The sequence below is a fragment of the Frankia sp. Allo2 genome (genome assembly GCF_000733325.1).
Lineage (GTDB): Bacteria > Actinomycetota > Actinomycetes > Frankiales > Frankiaceae > Frankia > Frankia casuarinae.
On record NZ_JPHT01000001.1, the window covers coordinates 407623 to 426687 of the forward strand.

19 protein-coding genes and 2 tRNA genes are annotated in these 19065 nt (G+C 68.4%); 9 read left to right on the forward strand and 12 right to left on the reverse strand.

Translation table 11 applies throughout. The annotated features are described in order from the left end of the window. Positions 1–2: 2 nt before the first annotated feature. Positions 3–1346, reverse strand: coding sequence for a glycosyltransferase family 4 protein (locus ALLO2_RS01675; RefSeq protein WP_011438699.1), 1344 nt, complete (start codon positions 1344–1346; stop codon positions 3–5). A 746-nt stretch (positions 1347–2092) separates the two neighbouring features. On the opposite strand from ALLO2_RS01675, the gene ALLO2_RS01680 reads away from it, so the two are divergent. The 4 genes from ALLO2_RS01680 (at position 2093) to ALLO2_RS01700 (ending at position 6330) form a co-directional block, all read left to right on the forward strand. After that, positions 2093–2983, forward strand: coding sequence for a class II glutamine amidotransferase (locus ALLO2_RS01680; RefSeq protein ID WP_035729165.1), 891 nt, complete (start codon positions 2093–2095; stop codon positions 2981–2983). Between the two features lie 167 nt (positions 2984–3150). Continuing rightward, the gene (locus ALLO2_RS01685; protein WP_011438697.1) at positions 3151–4017 is read left to right on the forward strand and encodes an LLM class F420-dependent oxidoreductase; all 867 of its coding nucleotides are present in this window, start codon (positions 3151–3153) and stop codon (positions 4015–4017) included. Between the two features lie 448 nt (positions 4018–4465). Then, positions 4466–5572, forward strand: a complete 1107-nt coding sequence (locus ALLO2_RS01695; RefSeq protein WP_011438695.1) for an ABC transporter ATP-binding protein — start codon at positions 4466–4468, stop codon at positions 5570–5572. Next, positions 5569–6330 carry an ABC transporter permease gene (locus ALLO2_RS01700; RefSeq protein WP_011438694.1) on the forward strand — a complete coding sequence of 254 codons (762 nt, stop codon included), beginning with the start codon at positions 5569–5571 and terminating at the stop codon, positions 6328–6330. Before ALLO2_RS01695 ends, ALLO2_RS01700 begins: the two co-directional genes overlap by 4 nt. A 159-nt stretch (positions 6331–6489) precedes the next feature. Here the strand turns inward: ALLO2_RS01700 and ALLO2_RS01705 are convergent, their stop codons facing one another. The 3 genes from ALLO2_RS01705 to ALLO2_RS01720 all read right to left on the reverse strand — a co-directional run bounded on the left by ALLO2_RS01705 (position 6490) and on the right by ALLO2_RS01720 (position 8380). Further along, positions 6490–6936, reverse strand: coding sequence for a hypothetical protein (locus ALLO2_RS01705; RefSeq protein WP_023840681.1), 447 nt, complete (start codon positions 6934–6936; stop codon positions 6490–6492). 382 nt (positions 6937–7318) lie between these two features. Then, a tRNA-Lys gene (locus ALLO2_RS01710) sits at positions 7319–7391 on the reverse strand. 779 nt (positions 7392–8170) lie between these two features. Continuing rightward, a complete protein-coding gene (locus ALLO2_RS01720) occupies positions 8171–8380 on the reverse strand; it encodes a negative regulator of replication initiation SeqA (protein ID WP_023840683.1) in 210 nt (69 codons plus the stop codon). A gap of 284 nt (positions 8381–8664) precedes the next feature. On the opposite strand from ALLO2_RS01720, the gene ALLO2_RS01725 reads away from it, so the two are divergent. From ALLO2_RS01725 to ALLO2_RS01735, 3 genes are all read left to right on the forward strand, one after another. Continuing rightward, entirely contained in the window at positions 8665–8898 is a 234-nt protein-coding gene (locus ALLO2_RS01725; protein ID WP_011438691.1) for a type II toxin-antitoxin system Phd/YefM family antitoxin, read from the forward strand. Further along, positions 8895–9320, forward strand: coding sequence for a type II toxin-antitoxin system VapC family toxin (locus ALLO2_RS01730; RefSeq protein ID WP_023840685.1), 426 nt, complete (start codon positions 8895–8897; stop codon positions 9318–9320). The genes ALLO2_RS01725 and ALLO2_RS01730 overlap by 4 nt, the downstream gene beginning before the upstream one ends. Before the next feature lie 298 nt (positions 9321–9618). After that, positions 9619–10599, forward strand: coding sequence for a terpene synthase family protein (locus ALLO2_RS01735; protein WP_232234821.1), 981 nt, complete (start codon positions 9619–9621; stop codon positions 10597–10599). Positions 10600–10680: 81 nt separating this feature from the next. On the opposite strand, the gene ALLO2_RS01740 is transcribed toward ALLO2_RS01735, so the two are convergent. The 5 genes from ALLO2_RS01740 to ALLO2_RS01760 are packed head-to-tail and all read right to left on the reverse strand — an operon-like array spanning position 10681 to position 15098. Then, positions 10681–12135, reverse strand: coding sequence for a cytochrome P450 (locus tag ALLO2_RS01740; RefSeq protein ID WP_011438688.1), 1455 nt, complete (start codon positions 12133–12135; stop codon positions 10681–10683). A gap of 2 nt (positions 12136–12137) precedes the next feature. Beyond that, positions 12138–12782, reverse strand: a complete 645-nt coding sequence (locus ALLO2_RS01745) for an ATP/GTP-binding protein (RefSeq protein WP_011438687.1) — start codon at positions 12780–12782, stop codon at positions 12138–12140. Next, complete coding sequence (locus ALLO2_RS01750) at positions 12763–13137, reverse strand: DUF742 domain-containing protein (protein ID WP_011438686.1); 375 nt, start codon at positions 13135–13137, stop codon at positions 12763–12765. The genes ALLO2_RS01745 and ALLO2_RS01750 overlap by 20 nt, the downstream gene beginning before the upstream one ends. Then, positions 13134–13544 (reverse strand): roadblock/LC7 domain-containing protein, encoded by a 411-nt coding sequence (locus tag ALLO2_RS01755; RefSeq protein ID WP_023840687.1) that lies wholly within the window; start codon positions 13542–13544, stop codon positions 13134–13136. The genes ALLO2_RS01750 and ALLO2_RS01755 overlap by 4 nt, the downstream gene beginning before the upstream one ends. 3 nt (positions 13545–13547) lie before the next feature. Beyond that, a complete protein-coding gene (locus tag ALLO2_RS01760; RefSeq protein WP_035729174.1) occupies positions 13548–15098 on the reverse strand; it encodes an ATP-binding protein in 1551 nt (516 codons plus the stop codon). Between the two features lie 560 nt (positions 15099–15658). Here ALLO2_RS01760 and ALLO2_RS01765 point away from each other — a divergent pair. Then, positions 15659–15747, forward strand: a tRNA-Ser gene (locus ALLO2_RS01765). 568 nt (positions 15748–16315) lie between these two features. Here ALLO2_RS01765 and ALLO2_RS25310 read toward each other — a convergent pair. After that, positions 16316–16462, reverse strand: a complete 147-nt coding sequence (locus ALLO2_RS25310; RefSeq protein WP_198030930.1) for a hypothetical protein — start codon at positions 16460–16462, stop codon at positions 16316–16318. A 972-nt stretch (positions 16463–17434) separates the two neighbouring features. Here ALLO2_RS25310 and ALLO2_RS01770 point away from each other — a divergent pair. Beyond that, a complete protein-coding gene (locus ALLO2_RS01770) occupies positions 17435–18025 on the forward strand; it encodes a hypothetical protein (protein ID WP_023840742.1) in 591 nt (196 codons plus the stop codon). A 46-nt stretch (positions 18026–18071) separates the two neighbouring features. On the opposite strand, the gene ALLO2_RS01775 is transcribed toward ALLO2_RS01770, so the two are convergent. Further along, entirely contained in the window at positions 18072–18494 is a 423-nt protein-coding gene (locus ALLO2_RS01775) for a DUF3817 domain-containing protein (RefSeq protein WP_084588324.1), read from the reverse strand. Beyond that, positions 18494–18997 carry a hypothetical protein gene (locus tag ALLO2_RS01780; protein ID WP_232234822.1) on the reverse strand — a complete coding sequence of 168 codons (504 nt, stop codon included), beginning with the start codon at positions 18995–18997 and terminating at the stop codon, positions 18494–18496. Before ALLO2_RS01780 ends, ALLO2_RS01775 begins: the two co-directional genes overlap by 1 nt. Positions 18998–19065 lie beyond the last annotated feature (68 nt).

The following is a 19065-nucleotide window of genomic DNA, read 5'->3' on the forward strand; positions in this document are numbered from 1 at the left end:
CCTCAGGGCCGGGCTGCGGGCCAGTGCCGGTGGCGGCGCCGTTCCCGGGACAGGTCGGGGTATAAATCGGCGGCCGCGTGGCTCGGCCGGGGGTGTTGCTGCCGGTTGCGGGTGTCGAAGTGGGCGATGCCGCGCTGGTACGCCTCGACCTTGCGGCGAGCGATGGCCGAGGGCTCGATCTCGACCACGCCGAGGCGACCCCGTGCCCCGAACGCGCTCGCCCGCGCGGGGTCAAGCAGGAACGGCGCCAGCGCATCCGCCAGCGCCACCGGATCGCCGGCCGGTACCGAGGATCCGGCCTCCCACCGCTCGACGAAGGGCGCGACTCCGGCCCGGGTCGTGGTCACCACCGGCCGGCCGGCCGCCATCGCCTCGACGGCCGCGATCGAGAAGCTCTCGAAGCGGCTCGGCACGGCGACGACACGGGCCCGCCGGTAGACGTCGCGGATCTGAGAACCGGACAGGTGCCCGGTGAACTCGACGTCCAGCTCAAGCTGGCGGGCCCGGCGGGCCAGCCACTCGCCCGAGGGCACCCCGTTGATCTCNCCCGCCGAGCGTCCCGCGAGCACCAGCCGGTGCGCCACCCCCGCGCCACGAAGGCGGGCCGACGCGTCGAGCAGCACGTCCACGCCCTTGTAGGCCTCGAGTCGACCCACGACGGCGACTGTCGGCGTGGTGTCGGCGACGTCGGGTATGTCGAGCCACGGCTCGGCGTCGAACGGATTGGGAATCACCTCCACCTCACGGTCACCCAACCAGCCTTGCTCCCGCAGCGTGTCGACGAGCAGCTGCGACGGTGAGGTGACCACGGCGGCCAGGCTCGCCGATGTCCGGTCCAGCCGGTCGGCGACCAGGCCCTTCAACCCGACCGGCTGGCCGGAAAGCCTGACCGTGAGCATGGTCGGGCAGTGGAGGTGGATGGCGAGCGGCGTGGAGCGACGTATGGCCTGGATCAGGCCGCGGGTTTCCCCGTCCTGGGTCTCGATCACGTCTGGTCTGAGTCCGAGTTGACGCATCCACAAGCTATAGGACAGCGGGAGGCTGGCCCGCAGCGCCAGCGAGTCACGCGGGTACAGGGGTCCCCGGAGTTGGGCGCCGAGCTTTCCCAGCCCGCGGCTGACCGGCACCCGTAGTAACGGGCGCCGGTGGACGTGCACCCCGTCCTCCACCGAGTCGACGACATGACGCCCTTGGGCGCACAGGACGTGGACGTCGTGGCCGAGCTTCGCGAGTGCCGTGGCCAGCGCCGCGGTGTAGGTGCCCGCGCCGTCCCAGACGACGGGCGGGTACTGCTCGCAGAAGAAGAGAATGCACAGCGCCTGGAAAGATCCCAATGACTCCGCCACGTGTCCCCGATTCTGCCGTGCCGTAACGGGNGAGTAAGACTAATAGCGTAAATACGTTACTCCAGGGAGGGGGAGTGACGTCTTCATGGTCCCGCGGTTCCGGGGGGATCGAGGGAAACTTAAGGTAACGAATTGGTACGGGCATCCCGGTCGGTGCCCGGGGCGGCGGTCGTACGGGTGGCCGGACACGGTTGCGGTTGTCGCCCGAGCAGGATCCGACGGTCAGGTAAGGGTTGATCATCGTGCGGTCTGACAGCCCTTCTGATCACGTGATGTGATGCAAATTTACGGAAAAAACGGGATGCAATGGTCGCTTCGATCCGGATGTGTCACCGTTAGTGGTCCCAGGCGGTTGTCGGGTGACGACTCGGAAGGTTGATCACGGCGGGGCCGGCGGGGCGCGGGGAACACCGCCTTGCCCGTCGGCACCATGCAGCGTCCCGGCGGGCACCCGGCCAGTGCCCGGACGGGGTCCGGGTGCCGTGCGACCTCTGCTCGGCAGCCCTCACGGCAGCCCTCACGGCGGGACCGATGCGCCAGCAGGCCCTTGACGGGTTGACGAAAGCGGATTCGCGTGCAGATTCGTCGGCATGTCGCGGGCGCCGGGGCGGGGGNAACGTTGCCCCTTTCGCTTCGGGGAATCGACCCGGCCACCGCTCGGTGGACCCGCGTCTGGGACGCGGGAACCAGTAGCGTCCTGGCCGGCACAGTACCGGAGCCGTTGAGATCGGCGAGGGAGGGCGTAGATGTGTCATCTGTTCGCGATGAGCAGCGGGCCGACGAGGGTGCAGGCGACTTTCTGGCTGTTGGATGCGCCGGACAGTCCCCGGGCGGCGACGTTGCGGACCCCGGAGGGGGCTGGTCTCGGCGGATTCGACGCCGATGGCACCGCGTGGGTGGTCAAACAGGCCATTCGGAACCGGGCCGACACGGCATTCGCCCAGGAGCCGCAGCACGTCACCTCCTCGACGTTCGTCGCGCATGTCCGGCACGCCTCCACCGGCCGGGCCTGCGAGGACAACACCCATCCGTTCGTTCGAAACGGGCGGATCTTCGCGCACAACGGCGTGATCGAGGGGCTGGACAAGCTGGACGCCGAGCTCGGCACGGGCGGTCTCCCGGTCCTCGGTGACACCGACTCGGAACGCTTCTTCGCCCTCGTCACCCGCGAGATCGACGCCTGTGACGGGGACGTCGGCGAGGGAATCGCATCCGCCGCTCGTNGGGCCGCCGAGAACCTGCCGCTGTACTCCATCAACATGATTCTCATCACGGAGCGGGACCTCTGGGCTCTGCGGTATCCGGACACCAATGGCCTGTACGTCCTTCGGCGTGGCCCGGGTGGGCGCAACGAACGCCACCTTGATCACGCGAGTCCGTTCAGCGAGATCCGGGTCCGCTCTCTCGACCTGCTCACCAAGCCCGCGGTCGTGGTCGAGAGCGAGCGGATGGACGAGGACCCTCGGTGGCGGTTGATGGAGAGCGGGGAGCTGCTGCATGTGGCCGCCGATCTCACCGTGACCTCTCGGATCGTGTTGGACGGGCCGCCGGTTCACCAGCTGTCCCTCGACGAGCTGCGGCCGCAGGCCGCCGTGTCGCAGACCACCGCGGTGCCCGACCTCCCTCTGTCCGCGTGATCATTCCGGTTCCTGAATCCCCTGTATCCCCTGATCCGCCCATCCACTGAACTACCGATCCACAGATTCAACGAACCGGCCGACATGCCGGGCGTGCGTACGGGGTAGCAGACGTGATGGGGTAATGGCACGGACAGTGGCAGTTCCCTGCGCGGAAGGGGCTCGTCGTGGTAGCAGAGGTCGGCAGGATCGGGTTGTGGGCAACCGAGCGGCAGTGGCCGAAGGATGTCCCGGCCCGGGCGGAGATCGCGGCCGAGGTGGAGGCCCTTGGCGTCCCGACGGTATGGATCGGCGCGGCCAGTGGCGATCTTGAGCTCGCGGCCGCGATCCTGGACAACACGGATCGGTTGGTGGTCGGTACCAGCATCCTCAACATCTGGACCGAACCGGCGGACGTCGTCGCCGATCATTACGCCATGCTGGCGAAGGCGCACCCCGACCGGATCCTGCTCGGGCTCGGTGCCGGCCACAAGGAGCTGGTGGAGAAGAGGATCGACCGTCGCTACGAGCGTCCCGTTGACGTCCTCGTCGACTATCTCGACACCCTCGACGAGCTGGGCGTCCCGCGGGCCGGCCGGGCGCTGGCCGCTCTCGGTCCCCGCGTGCTGGGGATCGCCGCGCAGCGCACCGCGGGTGCCCTGCCCTACCTCACCACCCCCGAGCACACCCGGCGCGCCCGGGAGCTGCTTGGCCCGGACGCACTACTCGCGCCCGAGCAGATGGTCATCCTCGACACCGATCCGGCTCAGGCCCGGGCGGTCGCGCACGACACCCTCGCGTTCTACCTGAAGCTGCCGAACTACGTGAACAACCTGCGCCGTCTCGGCTTCACCGAGGACGATCTGACGGGTGCCGGCTCGCAGCGCCTCGTCGATGCCGTGGTGGCCTGGGGCGATGTGGACTCCGTGCTAGCCAGGGTCGCCGAGCACCATGAGGCCGGTGCCGATCACGTGGCCATCCAGGTGCTGACCTCCACTCCCACCCGGCTCCCGCGCGAGCAGTGGGCCCGGCTGGCGCCGGTCATCGTCGGCTGATCCGGCTGATCCGGCTGATCCGGCTGATCCGCCGGCGAGCCGAGCGGGTGCCACCTCGGCTGGTAGCCGGTCCATCGCCGACGGTCCGCCCTGGGCGATCGGTTAGCATACTGAACGTCGCCTCGGGCAAGCCGCGGGCCTGGACCGACGGTGAGCGTGACGTCACCGTGCATTTCGGCGCGGTGCTGGAAAATCTGCTGCGGGTTCACGGCCTGTTTCCTGTCGGCAGGATGACACTCCGCTGGCCGATAGCGGCTGGCTCGATGGTGGGTGCTCCGCGACGATGATGCCAACCGGGGGAGGCGCGGCCGGTCGGTGCAACTACCTACCTACCTACCTACCTACCTGCCGTCGGCGGGTCCTGCCGTCGGCGGGTCCTACCGAGCGGGCAGCAGCCCGGGTCCGGTCCGTCATCCCGACATAGTGATGTTCCACGGAAAGGAGGGGAATGATCGAGGCGCAAGGGCTCACCAAGCGGTACGGACGTACGGTCGCCGTCAACGACCTGTCCTTCACGGTGCAGCCAGGCAAGGTGACCGGTTTCCTGGGGCCGAATGGTGCGGGAAAGTCCACTACAATGCGGATGATCCTGGGGCTCGACAATCCGAGCGCAGGCCAGGTCCGTATCGACGGTAAGCGATATGCCGAGCTGAAGGAACCACTCCGCCAGGTCGGAGCGCTGCTGGAAGCGAAATGGGTGCATCCCAACCGCTCCGCCCGCTCGCACCTGCGGTGGATGGCCGCGGCGAACCGAATTCCCGGGAAGCGGGTCGACGAGGTCCTGGAGATCGTCGGGCTCACCTCGGTCGCCGGCAAGCGGGCGGGTGGCTTCTCGCTCGGGATGGCACAGCGTCTCGGGATCGCGACGGCCCTGCTGGGTGACCCGCAGGTCCTTCTCTTCGACGAGCCCGTGAATGGGCTGGACCCGGAAGGAATCCTCTGGATTCGTCAGTTCATGCATCGACTTGCGGACGAGGGGCGGACGATCTTCGTCTCTAGTCATCTGCTGTCCGAGATGGCGCTGACCGCCCAGGAGCTCGTCGTCATCGGTCGCGGGCGGCTGATCGCCCAGACCAGTACCCATGCGTTCATCGACATGGCGTCCGAGTCGGCGGTCCGGGTCCGCGGGCCGGAGATGGAGCGGCTGCGTGGCGTGCTGACCGGTCAGGGCCTCGCGGTTCGAGACGTCGCCGCCGGCGACGGTGGTCCGGCGGCGTTCCTCGTGTCGAACAGCAGCACCGAGCAGGTCGGCGAGCTGGCCGGTCGGATCGGGCTCGTCCTGCACGAGCTGGCGGCGCAGCGCGGCTCGTTGGAGCAGGCGTTCATCCAACTGACCGGCGGCGAGGTGGAGTACCACGCCGGGACGCCGGGGCCTGGCGACAGCCGGTCGGCGACAGGTGCTCCGCCGGGGCCCGTGCCGGCGGGAACTGCCGCCGGTCCACTGGCCGGGACACCCCGCCAGTCGGTTGACGGTGGCGTGGATGCCGGTGGCGTGGGTGTCGGGGGCGGTTCGTCGGCCTCGGCCGAGGCGGCACGAGGAGGGACTGGACGATGACACTGCTCACCGTCGAGCGGATCAAGCTGTTCTCGACCCGCTCACCGTGGTGGTGCATGATCCTGGCGACCGCGCTCACCGTGGGGCTGACCTCGATCTTCGCGGCGGCGACCAGCGATAACGACCTCGCCGACCTCACCCCGAACGTCACCCAGTTCGCCTACAACTTCGGCCTCGTGGTGATGATGGTGATGGCCGCGCTGGCGGTCACCACCGAGTACCGCTTCAGCACGATCCGGTCCACGTTCCTCGCGGTGCCCACCCGGACGCCGGCACTGCTCGCGAAGGCCGTCGTCGTCGCCCTGCTCGCGGGGACCGTCGGCGAGCTCACCGCCTTCGCTTCCTGGGGCGTCGCCAAGCTGATCAGGCCGGATGCCCCCCTGGCCCTGGACACGGCGCAGGAGTACCGCAACGTCTTCGGTGTCGGTCTGGTCTACCTGTTCGCGGCGATCTTTGCCTTGGCTCTGGGTCTGATCATCCGGCAGTCGGCGGGCGCGATCGTGATCATGCTCGTCTACCTGTTCCTGGCGGAGAGCCTGTTGCCGGCGATCCCCCGGGTCGGTCGCCACATCCAGCACTGGCTGCCGTTTGTCAACGGCGACAACTTCATCGTCGCCGGGCAGGTGGAGCATTCCGACGGGCCGCCCGTGGTGAAGGGGATGCCCTTCGGCCCCTGGGGCTCCCTGGTGTACTTCGCCGCGATCTGCCTCGGCCTGTTCGCCATCGGGCTCGTCCTGGCCAAGCGTCGGGACGCCTGAGCCCGCCGGCGGTGCGATCTCCGTCGGCGTGAGCTCTGAAGCCGTGATCATCTGACTATCTGTGATCATCGGAATGCCTGAACTCACCGGCAGGTTGCCTTCAGGCCCGGAGCCGCGGTCCACCGGTCGTCCTGATGTGGACGCTCGGTGGACCGTAGGTCAGGCGCCCGGGCCCCACAGGTCCCGACCGGCGCGGGCCCGCTCCTGAGCCTTCATGCGAGCCTCGTGGACGTGGCGCCTCCCACCGGTGAGCCGCAGCCGGACCTGTTCGTCCACGGCAACGAAGGGGCGGTAGTAGATGTCGTCGTACTCCTCGATGATCTGGAAGGTCCACCGCCCGTCGAGGACGTTGCGTCCGTGCAGCTCCCGGCGCACATAGGCGGCCAGCTGGGGGTGGCCGGCGTCTTCCAGACCGCTAATCGCCTCCGCGAGGATCAGATCGGCCCGTCCGGAGAGTTGATGGAATTCGTAGAGCGCCCCGCGGGCCCGTTCAACCCACTCCAGCGCCTCGCTGAGCTTGCCAACCGCGTCAGCGGTCGTGTCGTCGAGGTCGGGCTGCGTGCGGTCGTCCTCTCGGCGGCCCCCGGCCGGACGATTCCCGCTCATCCGGTCAGTTCGACTGCCGTCAGCCCGACTGCCGTCAGCCCGACTGCTGTCGGTTTGACTGCTGTCGGTTCGACCCCGGCGGGTGTGTCTGCTCACCCTGACGGGATGCCCCGGCGGTGTCGGGTCACACCGACCTGCCGCCTCGCGCCGGGAACGACCACGACAGGCGTGCGCGCGCACGCCGGGAACGACCACGAGAACCACCGGGCCGCCTCCGTGACTCTGACGGGCAGGTATCCATTCAGGGGTGCTGGAACCTGTACCCTGAATGGATACATCCAGAGATCGAGCTGGTACAGGATCCACGAATTACCGGAGCTTCAAAAGCTCGACAATGTGAGTCTGATAAGCTCTTCAGAAATGTACGAAAAATCCACCAGTGTGGGCCGTCAGGGACTCGAACCCTGAACTCGCCGGTTAAAAGCCGGCTGCTCTGCCAATTGAGCTAACGGCCCTGCGAGAGTCATGATACCGAACTGTGTGTCCTCGGGGTGGTGGTCGGGGTGTCGGTGCGGTTTGTGGGGGTGTGGATGGAGCGTCGGCTGGTGGGGTGGGCGGGTTGTGGTGGCTCGTGGCTGCCCCTCCGCCCCGATGGGGCGGAGGGGCGGTGCCGGGTTAGTCGATCGTGGTGGTGTGTCGGGGGTACTCCTGGGGGCTGCGGGTGCGGGGGATGAGGCGGGCGGNGTTGCGGGCGATCTCGGCGGCGAGGTCGGGGAGGATGTGGGTGTAGGTGTCGGCGGTGATCATGATCGTGGAGTGGCCGAGGAGTTCTTGGACTGCTTTGAGGTCGGCGCCGGCGGCGAGGGCGAGGGTGGCGGCGAGGGCGAGGGTGGCGGCGCCGTGGCGGAGGCCGCGGATGGTGATGGGGGTAGGTCGGCTTCCTGGATGAGGGTGTGGAAGCGGTTGGTGAGGTGTTCGGGGTGGATGGGAGTGCCGTCGGGGTGGGTGAACGCGAGGCCGTTGTTCGGCCGGGTGGTTCCGGCGGCGAGCCGGTTGGCGTTTTGGCGGGTGCGGCAGGCTTTCAGGACGGCGAGGGNGTCGGGGTCGAGGGAGATGACACGGTCCCCGGCGTCGGATTTCGGCTTGGCGAGTTGGGTGGCGTAGCCGATCTGGACGAACTGCCAGCGGAGGGTGAGAGTTGCGTTGGTGAAGTCGATGTCGTCCAGGTGGACGGCGACGGATGCACCGCGTCGGAGCCCCTGGTAGGTCGCGCCGCTTCACTTGCGGACATGCGTCAGTCCGTCCCCCCGGGCTTCACGAGCCCGGCGTTCACAAGCTTCGCGAGATTGCCAGGCGGACGGGCCGCGCCCGGCTCTTTGGCCACCGCTGGAGCGGAGAGCCCCAAGACGCGACGCAGGACATCATTCGGGGTGTCGACGAAGGGCGCAGTCTGATCCTGCAGGCACTTGAAGACCTCGTCGTCGATCTCGATCCGCGGGACCATGCCTGACTCCAGGGGCCATGCCTGGCTCCAGCCTTCAAATACGGTACCACTTGAAGTCTGTGATATCTGGAGTGAGAAATTCAAGGGACGACTGCTCAGGCCGACCTTGCCGGCGACGAGGGTTCATCCTGGATGGTCACCAGGTCTGGTGAGCAAGCCGGTCGCCCGGCCACGCGACCCTGGCCACATCGAAGGGCGCGAGCTGGCTTCAGCGGTTGGCCGCGCGAACGACGTTCGGCGCATATTGTAGGTACGTACCTACCAGGGGGGTGGTCGTGGTGACCATGGTCTCATCGCGAGAGTTCAACCGTGACGTGAGCGCGGTCAAGCGGGCCGCCGCCAGCGGTCCGGTGATCATCACGGATCACGGTCGGCCGTCACACGTCCTGCTGTCGTTCGCCGACTACCAGCGGCTCACCGGAACCGCGGGCAGCCTGGGAGACGCGTTCGTTCTGGAGGAGGAGATCGACTTCGAGCCCCTACGGCCGCGGGACTCGCTGCGCGAGGTCGACCTGTGAGCTTCCTACTCGACACCAACGTCATCTCCGAGCTCCGTAAGCCCGCGAAACGCCGCGATGACCGCTTCAACGGCTGGGCCGCGAGCCTGTCAGCATCGGATACCTTCCTCTCCGTCATCACCCTGCTAGAGCTGCGGGCTGGCATTGAGAACAAGCGATGGCGCGATGCCCGCCAGGCGGCCGTCCTGGACTCATGGCTCGATCAGAACGTGCTCCCGGCATACGCAGGCCGGCTGCTCGACGTCGATCAGATCGTCGCCGGCTCGGCGGCGCGACTTCACGTGCCCGACCGGCGCCCAGCCCACGATGCGCTCATCGCCGCCACGGCCCAGGTGCACAGCCTCACGCTCGTCACCCGCAACGAGGCCGACTTCGCCGCCATGGACGTCCCACTCGTCAACCCTTGGACCTCCCAGCTGTAAGCAGGTCCCGAAGCTGGGCGGCACAGAACCTCTGGCGGTAGGATCGGGCACACTCATGTCTTCGGCAGCGTGATCGGTCGCAACGGCACCACCTGAGGACCCTCCAACGGACCACGACCGAGGTGCCCTCCATAACGGCCCGAATCCGCGACATGATACTTCGCACTTCTGGGATCATCGTGGTACCTGGATCTGATAGGACGTGGTTCCCCTGACCTGGAGGCGCAGAAGTGTCCGAAACTGCCAGATGCTCGCGATCCATGATCACCATCTTTGCCAGGAGACAGGCCGAGACGCGATGAATGGCGAGCAGATCCTCACAGTGCACGAAGCTGCGCGCTCCTGGCAGCCGAACGAGAACGCTGCCGAAGCCCTGGCGCACACCGTCGAATGGCTCACCCGCTTCCAGGTCTGCACGCCCCGGGCCGAGAGGTACGCCACGCTTTCGGCCTGGGTGTACCCTCTGGCCCCGCTGCCGGAGCTGGAACTCGCTTACGACATCCACGCCTTCTTCCGGATCTACGACGACTTCACCGACGACCTTGCGGCGGACATCAGCCGCATCAACGTCATCAGCGCGGAGCTCACCGGGATTCTCTACGGGAGACCCGCGAAGTCCCTCATGGGGATGATCTTCCATGACCTGTGGGCGCGGCAGATCGTCAGCTCGCCGGACCAGTGGGTGGCTCGGGTCAGCGAGCACTGGGAATGGTACTTCAACACGCAGGCCACTTACGCGGCGATGCGGGACCGGCGGATGGACACGACGGTCGAAGAGTACTTGGAACTACGCCTGGGAAACGGCGCGGTGCCGCTGTGCCTGGTGTTCGGCGAGAAGATGAATTTCACCTATCTGGCGCCGCNCATCCACCACTGTACCCAGCTGCGACTGCTGCGCAGGTTAGCCAGCGACATCATCGTGTACTGCAACGACGTCTACTCCTCGGTCCGCGACGCGAAGCGCGACGACCCGCGCAATCTGATCTCGATCATCCGAGACCAGGACGGCTGCGATTGGCAGGAGGCAAGAGCCCGTTGCGAGCAGGAGATGCGGACGCTCGACCAGTCGATACACACCACAAAGCAGCGCCTTGACACGGCCTTCGACGTGCTGCATTTCACCGACACAGAACGCGCCCAGGCCCGGATGGGTGCGAGGATCGTCGACGACTGGAACTGGGGTTACCAGGCGTGGGCGGCGGTCAACGAACTGTTGATGGACACGGATCCGCCGCGCGAGGAGATCTCTCGCATGCTGACCTCGCCGCAGGCGGTCTGACGGCGTGTCGGAAACAAAAGAGCGGCGCCCGGGAGCGATTCCCGGGCGCCACTCGGCGGTACGTCAGCCGACCGTGAACCCTTAGCGTCGACCGCGGAACATGCCGCCCAGCGAAGCCCAGAAGCCGCGGCGGGTGTCCGCTCTGGCCTGTGCGTCGGCCTCGGCCACCGCCGCCAGCGCGTCCTTCGCGGCGCTCGGCTCGACCACCGGGGCGGAGAACGCCGGGGCGGCTGGCGCAGACTGCGGGACGGGGCGGCACTGCGGGGCGAACTTGACCGGGAGCGCGTCAAGGTGCCGGGACCAGGTCGAGGCGGTCCAGGTCAGCTGCTCCTCCGGCACCGTGAGGTGCAGGTCGGGTAGCCGGTTGAGCAGCACGTCGACGCCGGTGTCGGTGATGGCGCGGGCGATCTCCTGTCCCGAGCACTCGTGCGGGCCCCGGCTGAACGCCAGGTGCGAGCGGTTGCCGTGCATCGGCGCGCCGAGATCCGGACGGATCTCCGGATCCGCGTTGCCTGCCGCGATGCCGAGCAGCAGCATGTCGCCCTCGCGGATCTCCTTGTCGGCGAAATGCATGTCGTGCGTGGCGAACCGCGCCGGGCAGACCAGTAGCGGCGGATCGTCCCACAGCATCTGCTCGACCGCGTCCGGCAGCGTCATGAGCCCGCCAGCGAGCGACGCGCGGAAGCGGGGGTCGGTCAGCACCATCCGCAGCGTGTTCGAGACCAGGTTCGCCGTGGCCTCGTAGCCCAGCACGATCACGAGGCGCAGGTGGTTGAGTACCTCCTCGTCGTTCAGCCCCGAGGGGTGCTGAACGAACCAGGACGCCAGGTCGTGCGCAGGGGCCCTGCGCCGCTCCTCGGTCAGCGACCGCAGGGTGCCGATGATGTACTGGTTGTGCGCGTATGCATCCTCGCCGCCGCTGACCATGCCGACGATGGCCTCGACCAGTTTCCGGCCGTACCCCTCGCTCAGGCCGACCAGCCGGCTCAGCACGAGCATCGGAAGGTAAACGGCGAACTGGGTCACCAGGTCCGCGCGGCCGTCCTCGACAAAGCCGTCGATCAGCTGGTTCGCGTAGCGCTGGACGTGCCGCCGGGTGCCGTGCCGGTCGAACCTGGTCAGGCACTCGTTGACCGCGGCGCGCAGCCGCGCATGTTCCTCGCCATCGTAGGACACGACGTCGGGACGCCATCCGATGAGCGGGAGCAGCGGGTCGTCCGCGGCGATCCTGCCCTCGTTCCAGTCCCGCCAGAGCCGGGCGTCCCGGGTGAACCGGCTCGGGGTGCGAGCGACCTCCATGTTCTCCCGGTAGCCGAGCACCAGCCAGGCCGGGACGCCACCCTCGAGTTCCACCGGGGCGATCCCGCCGTGTTCCGCGCGGAGCTTCTCGTAGACCGCGCCGGGATCGTGCTGCGCTTCCGGGCCGTAGAGCGCGGTCCGTACGGCATCCTGCGCGAAGGCCGCGTGCGCCGGACACCCCGGAGGCGGGATCGCAGCGCCTGATTCCGCGCCTGCTTCGGGAATGGGTGTTGACACACTTACTCCGTGGCGGCCGAGGCGGCCACCGGGGCCGCGGGTTGGGTGGACAGCCAGTACAGGTAGCGCATGAGGGCCAGCAGGGTGTCCCGGCTCGAGGCCCGGCTGCGCGCGTCGCACGCGACGATCGGCACGGCGGCCGGCAGATCCAACGCGGCACGGACCTCGTCCAGCGGGTGGTTCGGGGCGTCCGGGAAGACGTTGACGGCCACGATGAACGGCACGCCGCCGTCCTCGAGCCGCCCGATGACGTCGAAGCTGGCCTCGAGCCGCCGGGTGTCGACCAGCACGACCGCGCCAAGGGCTCCCTCGAACAGGCCTGTCCACAGAAACCAGAAGCGCTGCTGTCCGGGCGTGCCGAACAGGTAGAGCACCAGTTGCTCGTTGATGGTGATCCGGCCGAAGTCCATGGCCACGGTGGTCGCATCCTTCTGCTCGACCCCGCGGACGTCGTCTACCCCGATGCTGACCTCGGTCATCGTCTCCTCGGTCGTCAGCGGTCTGATCTCGCTGACGGAGCCGACCAGGGTCGTCTTGCCGACGCCGAACCCGCCGACCACGACAATCTTGACCGCGGTGGCGGCCGAGGCGGGCAGCGCGTCCTCGCGCGCCGGTCCGACGGCCAACTCAGAGCCTCTGGAGTCCATTCATCACCGCCTTGAGCAGTTCAGGATCGCCGATTCCTTCCATGCGCACCGAGGCGCGCACCTCGACGAGCGAGTCCCTGAGCAGGTCGGAGACCAGGATGGCGACCACGCTGAACGGCAGCTTGAGGTAGGCCGAGATCTCCGCCATGGACAGGGGCCAGTAACACATGCGCAGGATGGACGCGTGTTCCGGCTGCATCTCGGGCCGGCCCGCGGCCCGCGCCACCACGAGGGTGACCAGGTCGATGTCGGCCCGGCGGCCCGAGGCGCCGCGCCCGCCGGTGAGGACGTACAGGCGCTCGGGACCGCCCTGCTCCCAGGCGCAGGACGCGTCGTTGATCGGGGACGGGGTCACCCGGCCGTCCTCTCCTCCATCCGCGGCGGACTGGTGAGATGCTCACCGATACGTGCGACCAGGTTGCGCATCTGCTGTCCCATCAACCCCGCGTCCACCCCTTCGTCGGCCAGCACCGCGAGGTATGCGCGCGCGCCGGCCGCCATGAGGTAGAAGAATCCCCCGCCCACCTCGATCACCACGAGCCGCATCCGCTTGTCCCCCTGCGGGAACTCGGCGCCGACGGCGGCGGACAGGCTCTGCAGTCCGGCGCACGCGGCCGCGAGGCGGTCGGCGGTGTCCACATCCGTGTTGTACTGGGCCATGCGCAGGCCGTCCGCGGTCAGGACGATGATATGCCGGGTGCCTGGCACGCTCTCCGCAAGGTCCTTGAGCATCCAGTCCATGCTGGGCCGCAGGTGGTCCATCGGCTACTCGCTTTCCTTACTCGACGCATCGTCAGTCAAAGCGTGCTGGGTGCTCGTGCTTTCGCCGGAGACCGCGTTCTGGAACGCGGCAAGCCACAGCCCGGGCGGCGGGGGCGGGGCGGCGGGAGCGGATGCGTTACTCGACACGGGCGGGGGCGGGGCGGCGGGAGCGGATGCGTTACTCGACACAGGCGGGGGCGGGGCGGCGGACTGCGGCCCGCGCGGCGCGGTCAGGCTCCGCTGGCTGCCGCTCCCGTTGAGCGGGGCGGTGACGCCGCGCCTGCGCTGCGGCAGGCCGTTGTTGTTGATCTTTATGCGCTGCGGCTCCTCCGACTCCAGGGCGATGGCGGGCATCGGCGTGTTCGGGTTCGGCCGGACCGCGGCGCCCGGGCTGGCCGCGGACAGCGGCACGGCGGNGGCCAGGTCACGTGGGATGATCAGCACGGCGCGCACGCCGCCGTACGCCGAGGGCCGCAGCGAGACCTGAAAGCGGTGGGTCTGCGCGAGCCGACCGACCACGGACAGGCCGAGGCGCGGGTTCCCGCCGAGGTCAGCGAGGTCGAGGCCCGACTTGACCTCGGCGAGCACCCGCTCGGCGCGCAGCCGGGCCTCCTCGCCGAGGCCGACGCCGCCGTCTTCGATCTCGACCGCGATCCCGGACTGCACCTCGACCGCGGTCATGTGCACGCGGGTCTGCGGCGGCGAGTACCGGGTGGCGTTGTCCAGCAGCTCGGCGAGCGCGTGGATGAGCGGTTCGACGGTGGGTCCTGAGATGGCGACCTCGACCACCGAGTGCAGTTCGACGCGTTGGTAGCCGATGATCCGGGACATCGCGCCGCGCAGCACGTTGAACAGCGGCACCGGATGCTGCCACTGCCGGCCGGGGCGGGATCCGCCGAGCACGGCGAGCGAGTCGGCGAGCCGGCCGATCAGCGCGGTGCCGTGGTCGAGGCGGAGCAGGTCGTCGAAGACATCGGGGTTCCCGCCGTGCCGCTCCTCCATCTCGCGCAGATCCTGGAACTGCTGGTGCACGATGGCCTGGACGCGACGGGCGACGTTGACGAACGCGCGCTGCGAGGAGTCGCGCAGGTCCTCTTCCGCCTTGACCGCTTCGAGGACCGAGCGGACCACGTCGTCGTGCGCCTTGATGAACGCGGCGCCGAGGGCGGGCGACTGGCTCGAGCCGGACAGCGCCTCCTCGACCGAGTCGCCGCGGTGCAGCCGACTGATCGCGGCGGGCAGCACCTCGACGGCGAGGCGGCTGGTCTCGGCCTCCTGTATCTCCAGGCGGTGCATGAGTTCCTGCTCGGTGGCGGCCTGCCGACGGCGCAGATGGACGATCTCGTGCCCGCGGCGGCGGATCTCGGCGCAGGCCAGGCCGACCGTGACCGCCGCGACGAGGCCGCACACGGCAACAGCGCGCCGGGCGTGCGGGGCGACGAGAAGGATGGCGGCCACTGTACAGAGTGCGGTCAGGGCTGCCGCTACCAGAGCACTGTAGACGACGGAGAAGTCGCCTTCCGAGCCACGAGGTGACGGTCGCTTGCGCTTCATTCGCAGAACCTTGGTCTGATTGTGGGCGTGTGTCGGTGACCGACGGGGACGGGGAGAACAGTNACGGGCGCGGCCCGCGGAGAGACTCGCGCGCCGACGAGGGCCCGACGGCGATGTTCTGACTGGGCACGCGGCTACCTTGCTCAGTGTTCGCGGTTCTGATGTCTCTCCGGATAGGTCTGACGTTATATCCAGGGCTTCGGCGAGATCGCACCGCGCCGCTATCAGTGACCTTGAGTAGCCGGCCACCCTGTCTGACAGCATGAGGTAAGACAGTTCCCTGTGTCACAGCTGCATCTCGGGCTGGCTGATGGACGGGGTCAGCGTGCAGCAGGCTGCGGAGCGGGCGGGTAACAGCCCTGCCGTGATCTGGCGGACGTATGCGCGGTTGCTCGACGGAGGGGAGCAGGATGCGGTGCAGTCGGCTCGCTGCCGCACGGCGGGCGGACGGCTAGAATGGGAGGCGTGAGGGCGCCTACCGGGCGTCCTTCGGCGTTTCTGTACCGTGCCTGTATCGAGCCGGAGGAAAAATGTTACGATAAGGTTAAAGTCGCAGGCTGGGAGGGCTCGCCTAGTGGCCGATGGCGGCGGTCTTGAAAACCGCTACGGGGAGTGATCCTCGTCGTGGGTTCGAATCCCACGCCCTCCGCTTTGCCAGGCTTTTTGTCGCCGGAGACAGCTGGCGACGATCAGCCTGGAACACCTGAAGATCCTTGTGGGCACGAAATGGGCACGCTGGGACGTGACCGGGGATCACAGCCACCGTCCCCGCTGCCTTCTGCCTCGCTGAGCGCAGCAGGTGGACATATAGCGTCCCTGTAATGGCTGTCGAGCGGGCCCGGCGGATGCGGGCCCGGCGGGAAATGTGGAGGGNGAGCGACGGTGTGGAGACCGTGAACCGTGACTGACCCTCCACGCTTCAGCCGCCTCACGAAGCGCACTTTGTGGGTGGGCGTGTAGGAGCGGGAATCTCTCTCCAGGAGAAGCTCGTCGCGCGGGGGCCGCAGTCGCCCGCAGGCCGAACCCTTCTGAGCGGGACTGGGCCTGCTTCGCGGGACTGGGCCTGGTCGACTCCGATCCGATGTACGGATCCTGCACCATCGGCCTCGGCGACAGGCAGGAACTGCTCATCCGGTTCCGCACCGACGGGCACGTGGCCCGCGCAGCACCATCGGGCGACTCGGAATGGAGCGGCCGGTCTCGATGAAACTGATGCGTCAGGCGGAACTGTCGGCTCGCAACGCCAGTCCGAGCTGACTGATCCGGCGTCGCTCCCGCCACCCTCGCAGCAGTGCGCCGGCACTCACGCCCGGGATCCCCTCACCGCCGGCCCTGGCGATGGCGTCCGTCCTGCGTTCGACCATAGCCAGTCTAGTGATATTACTGTGTGTCAGTAGTTATTTTTTGCCTGTCCGGCGATGTTCCAGGTGTCGCTCGGCCCGGCACGGTTGTTTCCGGCGCGGGTTCCTGCCGGCGGTCGGCCTTCGCCGATGACGACCCGTCCGGGCGGAACGCTCTGGTTCGCGAGCTCCGGAAGCGTTGCCGCAGGACAATCACCCTGAACACTCGACAGCCGGTTGCGTGACGCTTGTGCAGGTCTGCGACAGGATGGCCGGGTGCCTCCCCGTCGGTCGACATCCCCTCGCGCGATCCCGGCCGCCATCACCCCACCTCGGCGTCCACGCGCGGTTTCCGTCACACTCCGTTCCCCAGATGAACAAGCCATCCAGCAGGCGTTGCCGATCCAGGTCTCTCGTCGCCGGCAGCCCGACAAGACAGCGCATATCCCGGTCACGGCCAGTTGTGCCGGCTGCGAAGAGCGGTGGACCGATCCGGCCACGACCCATTGCGGGTCCTGCCACCAGTCCTGGCCGACGGTGCAGGGCTTCGATGAGCATCTGGTTGATTGCCCGGCTCATCCGGTGATCGCGACTCGTCGGGTCAAGCGGGAGCGTGAGCCGTCGGGCGCCAACGTGGCCTAAGTCCGTCCTCCCCCGTGACCGCGGTCTTCCTCCGCATGCGGCCGGTTTCCGCCGGACGTCTTGGTCACGGGCGATCGGCGGCCGGTAGGCGGCCGAGGTGTTTTCGAGCCGCCGTCCCGGCCGAGCCCGGATCATGACGGTGAGGCCCGGCACCGAAGGTCGGAACCACTCGGCGATTCCGTGCAACGGACCGGTGAGGCGGGCGAGAAACTGCTACGTTCCAGCGCTGGAGTACCCGTGAACGCCGCCGCACCGTGTCGATCATCCGGCCGGGAGTCCGTCCGTGCCGTGCGTCATCGGATCGCGGATCGCGGATCGCGGATCGCGGATCGCGGGCTGAGGACGGAGGAACGGATGACGGTCTGCGGATTGGTCCGGCTGGACGGGGCGGAGGTCCGGCGGGCGTCCCTGACCGCCATGCTGGCCTCATCGTCGTTTGGGCTGCCCGCCGCACGCGGTGTCCACCTCGACAGAGCATTCGGGGCGGTGACCGCCGCGGACCTGCGGGCGGACCCGACTCCGCCGATCGCGGTCGACGACGCGGGGCTCGTGGTGATCGCGGATCGTCCACCTCGCCGTCCCGAGGGAAACGAGACGGCCCGGATGCTGGCGGCCGCCTACCGCAGCGGCGGCAAGTGGGCGTTGCTCCGGTCCACCACGCGGACGGTGACGATCGTCTGGGACCCGCGGCGCGCCCAGCTGGTCCTCGTGCGACCCGCCAGTACGGCCGACGAACTGATCACCTGGTCGGACGGGCGCCTGTTTGCCTTCGGTACCGAGGCTGACCAGGTGCTGTCCGCGGAGATACTCGCTCCGCCCTCCCGGTTGGCCCGGCTCCGGCGGCTCACCGCCGGTGAGGTCCTGACGATCGCCGTGCCCGCCCGTCTCCGCCGACCCGCACCGGCGGCGCTCCGCCTGGCCGGAGTCGACTCGGACGTGTCCTGAGGCGACGTCTCCCGGCGCTCTGCGCGTGCTGCGTGGACTGCGCGTGCTACGCGGGCTTCGCGGACTTCGTGGGCCCGGTGGCCGGGCCGACNGGAGCCGNGGNGGCGGACAGCTGGCTCNCCCGCANAAGGAACGTGACCCGCCGCTCGGCGAAGAACGACAGGAACGGGATGGTGCCGGCAAGCATGATCAGGATTGTCCGGGTCGAGGACAGCCGGCAACGGTTCGCCAGATCGAAGGAAGCGGCAAGGTACACCATGTACAGCACACCGTGGATCGGGCCGACGGCCGCGACGATCGTGTCGCTGCCGCCGATGTACTTCACCGGCATACCGATGCACACCAGCACGATTAGCCCTACGCCGACGATGTAGGCGATGGCCCGGTACCGCAGCAGGGACGCGCGAATCGCTGTCGCGGAGGCACGTCCTGTGGTGGCCGTACGGGTGGGGTCGGGCAATGCNGTCATCAGCGGGCTCCGTTGATGTGCTTGAGGGCGTCCCGAAGGGCGTCACGCTCGTACAGTGAGGCGAGATAGCGGTTGTAGGCGTCGAGTTCGTCGTCCTCGGCGGACTGCTCGGCGCCGCCGGTCGTCAGCATTTTGGGGCCCCTGTCGAGATCCGGTCGCCAGGGCGCCTCGGGGGCGATCCGGCCGTGGGCACCCCACCGCGGCCCGGTGGTGTCCTTGGGTGCCAGATCCTCCTTCATCATCTTCACCCACCAGTACACGACGAAGGCGGCGAAGACAGGCCACTCGACCCCGTAGAAGAGGTTTTGCAGCGATCCCTGCGGGGATTCGCCCTTCGTCAGCTGCCAGATGCCCATGCGGATGAAGAATGCGATCAAGAGGAGCGCGAGGAGATGACGCGCGATCCACGAGGGTGACAACAGCAGCCGACGCACGAGGTTGACGCTACCTCTCCCCGGCCGGTCGGCGTAGGGCGCGTGGCACCTTCCCGCGACCGGACTCACACTCGGACCGGACTCACACTCGGACCGGGGCGCCGGGTGGCGTGGGAGAGGTCGCGAGGGGCTGGCCG

Bases quoted from the DNA above. Each gene is read 5' to 3' on its own strand.
- ALLO2_RS01695 (WP_011438695.1), top strand. From the start codon at position 4,466: ATGATCGAGGCGCAAGGGCTCACCAAGCGGTACGGACGTACGGTCGCC.
- ALLO2_RS01700 (WP_011438694.1), top strand. From the start codon at position 5,569: ATGACACTGCTCACCGTCGAGCGGATCAAGCTGTTCTCGACCCGCTCA.
- ALLO2_RS01705 (WP_023840681.1), bottom strand. From the start codon at position 6,936: ATGAGCGGGAATCGTCCGGCCGGGGGCCGCCGAGAGGACGACCGCACG.
- ALLO2_RS01720 (WP_023840683.1), bottom strand. From the start codon at position 8,380: ATGGTCCCGCGGATCGAGATCGACGACGAGGTCTTCAAGTGCCTGCAG.
- ALLO2_RS01725 (WP_011438691.1), top strand. From the start codon at position 8,665: ATGGTCTCATCGCGAGAGTTCAACCGTGACGTGAGCGCGGTCAAGCGG.
- ALLO2_RS01745 (WP_011438687.1), bottom strand. From the start codon at position 12,782: ATGGACTCCAGAGGCTCTGAGTTGGCCGTCGGACCGGCGCGCGAGGAC.
- ALLO2_RS01755 (WP_023840687.1), bottom strand. From the start codon at position 13,544: ATGGACCACCTGCGGCCCAGCATGGACTGGATGCTCAAGGACCTTGCG.
- ALLO2_RS25310 (WP_198030930.1), bottom strand. From the start codon at position 16,462: ATGGTCGAACGCAGGACGGACGCCATCGCCAGGGCCGGCGGTGAGGGG.
- ALLO2_RS01770 (WP_023840742.1), top strand. From the start codon at position 17,435: ATGACGGTCTGCGGATTGGTCCGGCTGGACGGGGCGGAGGTCCGGCGG.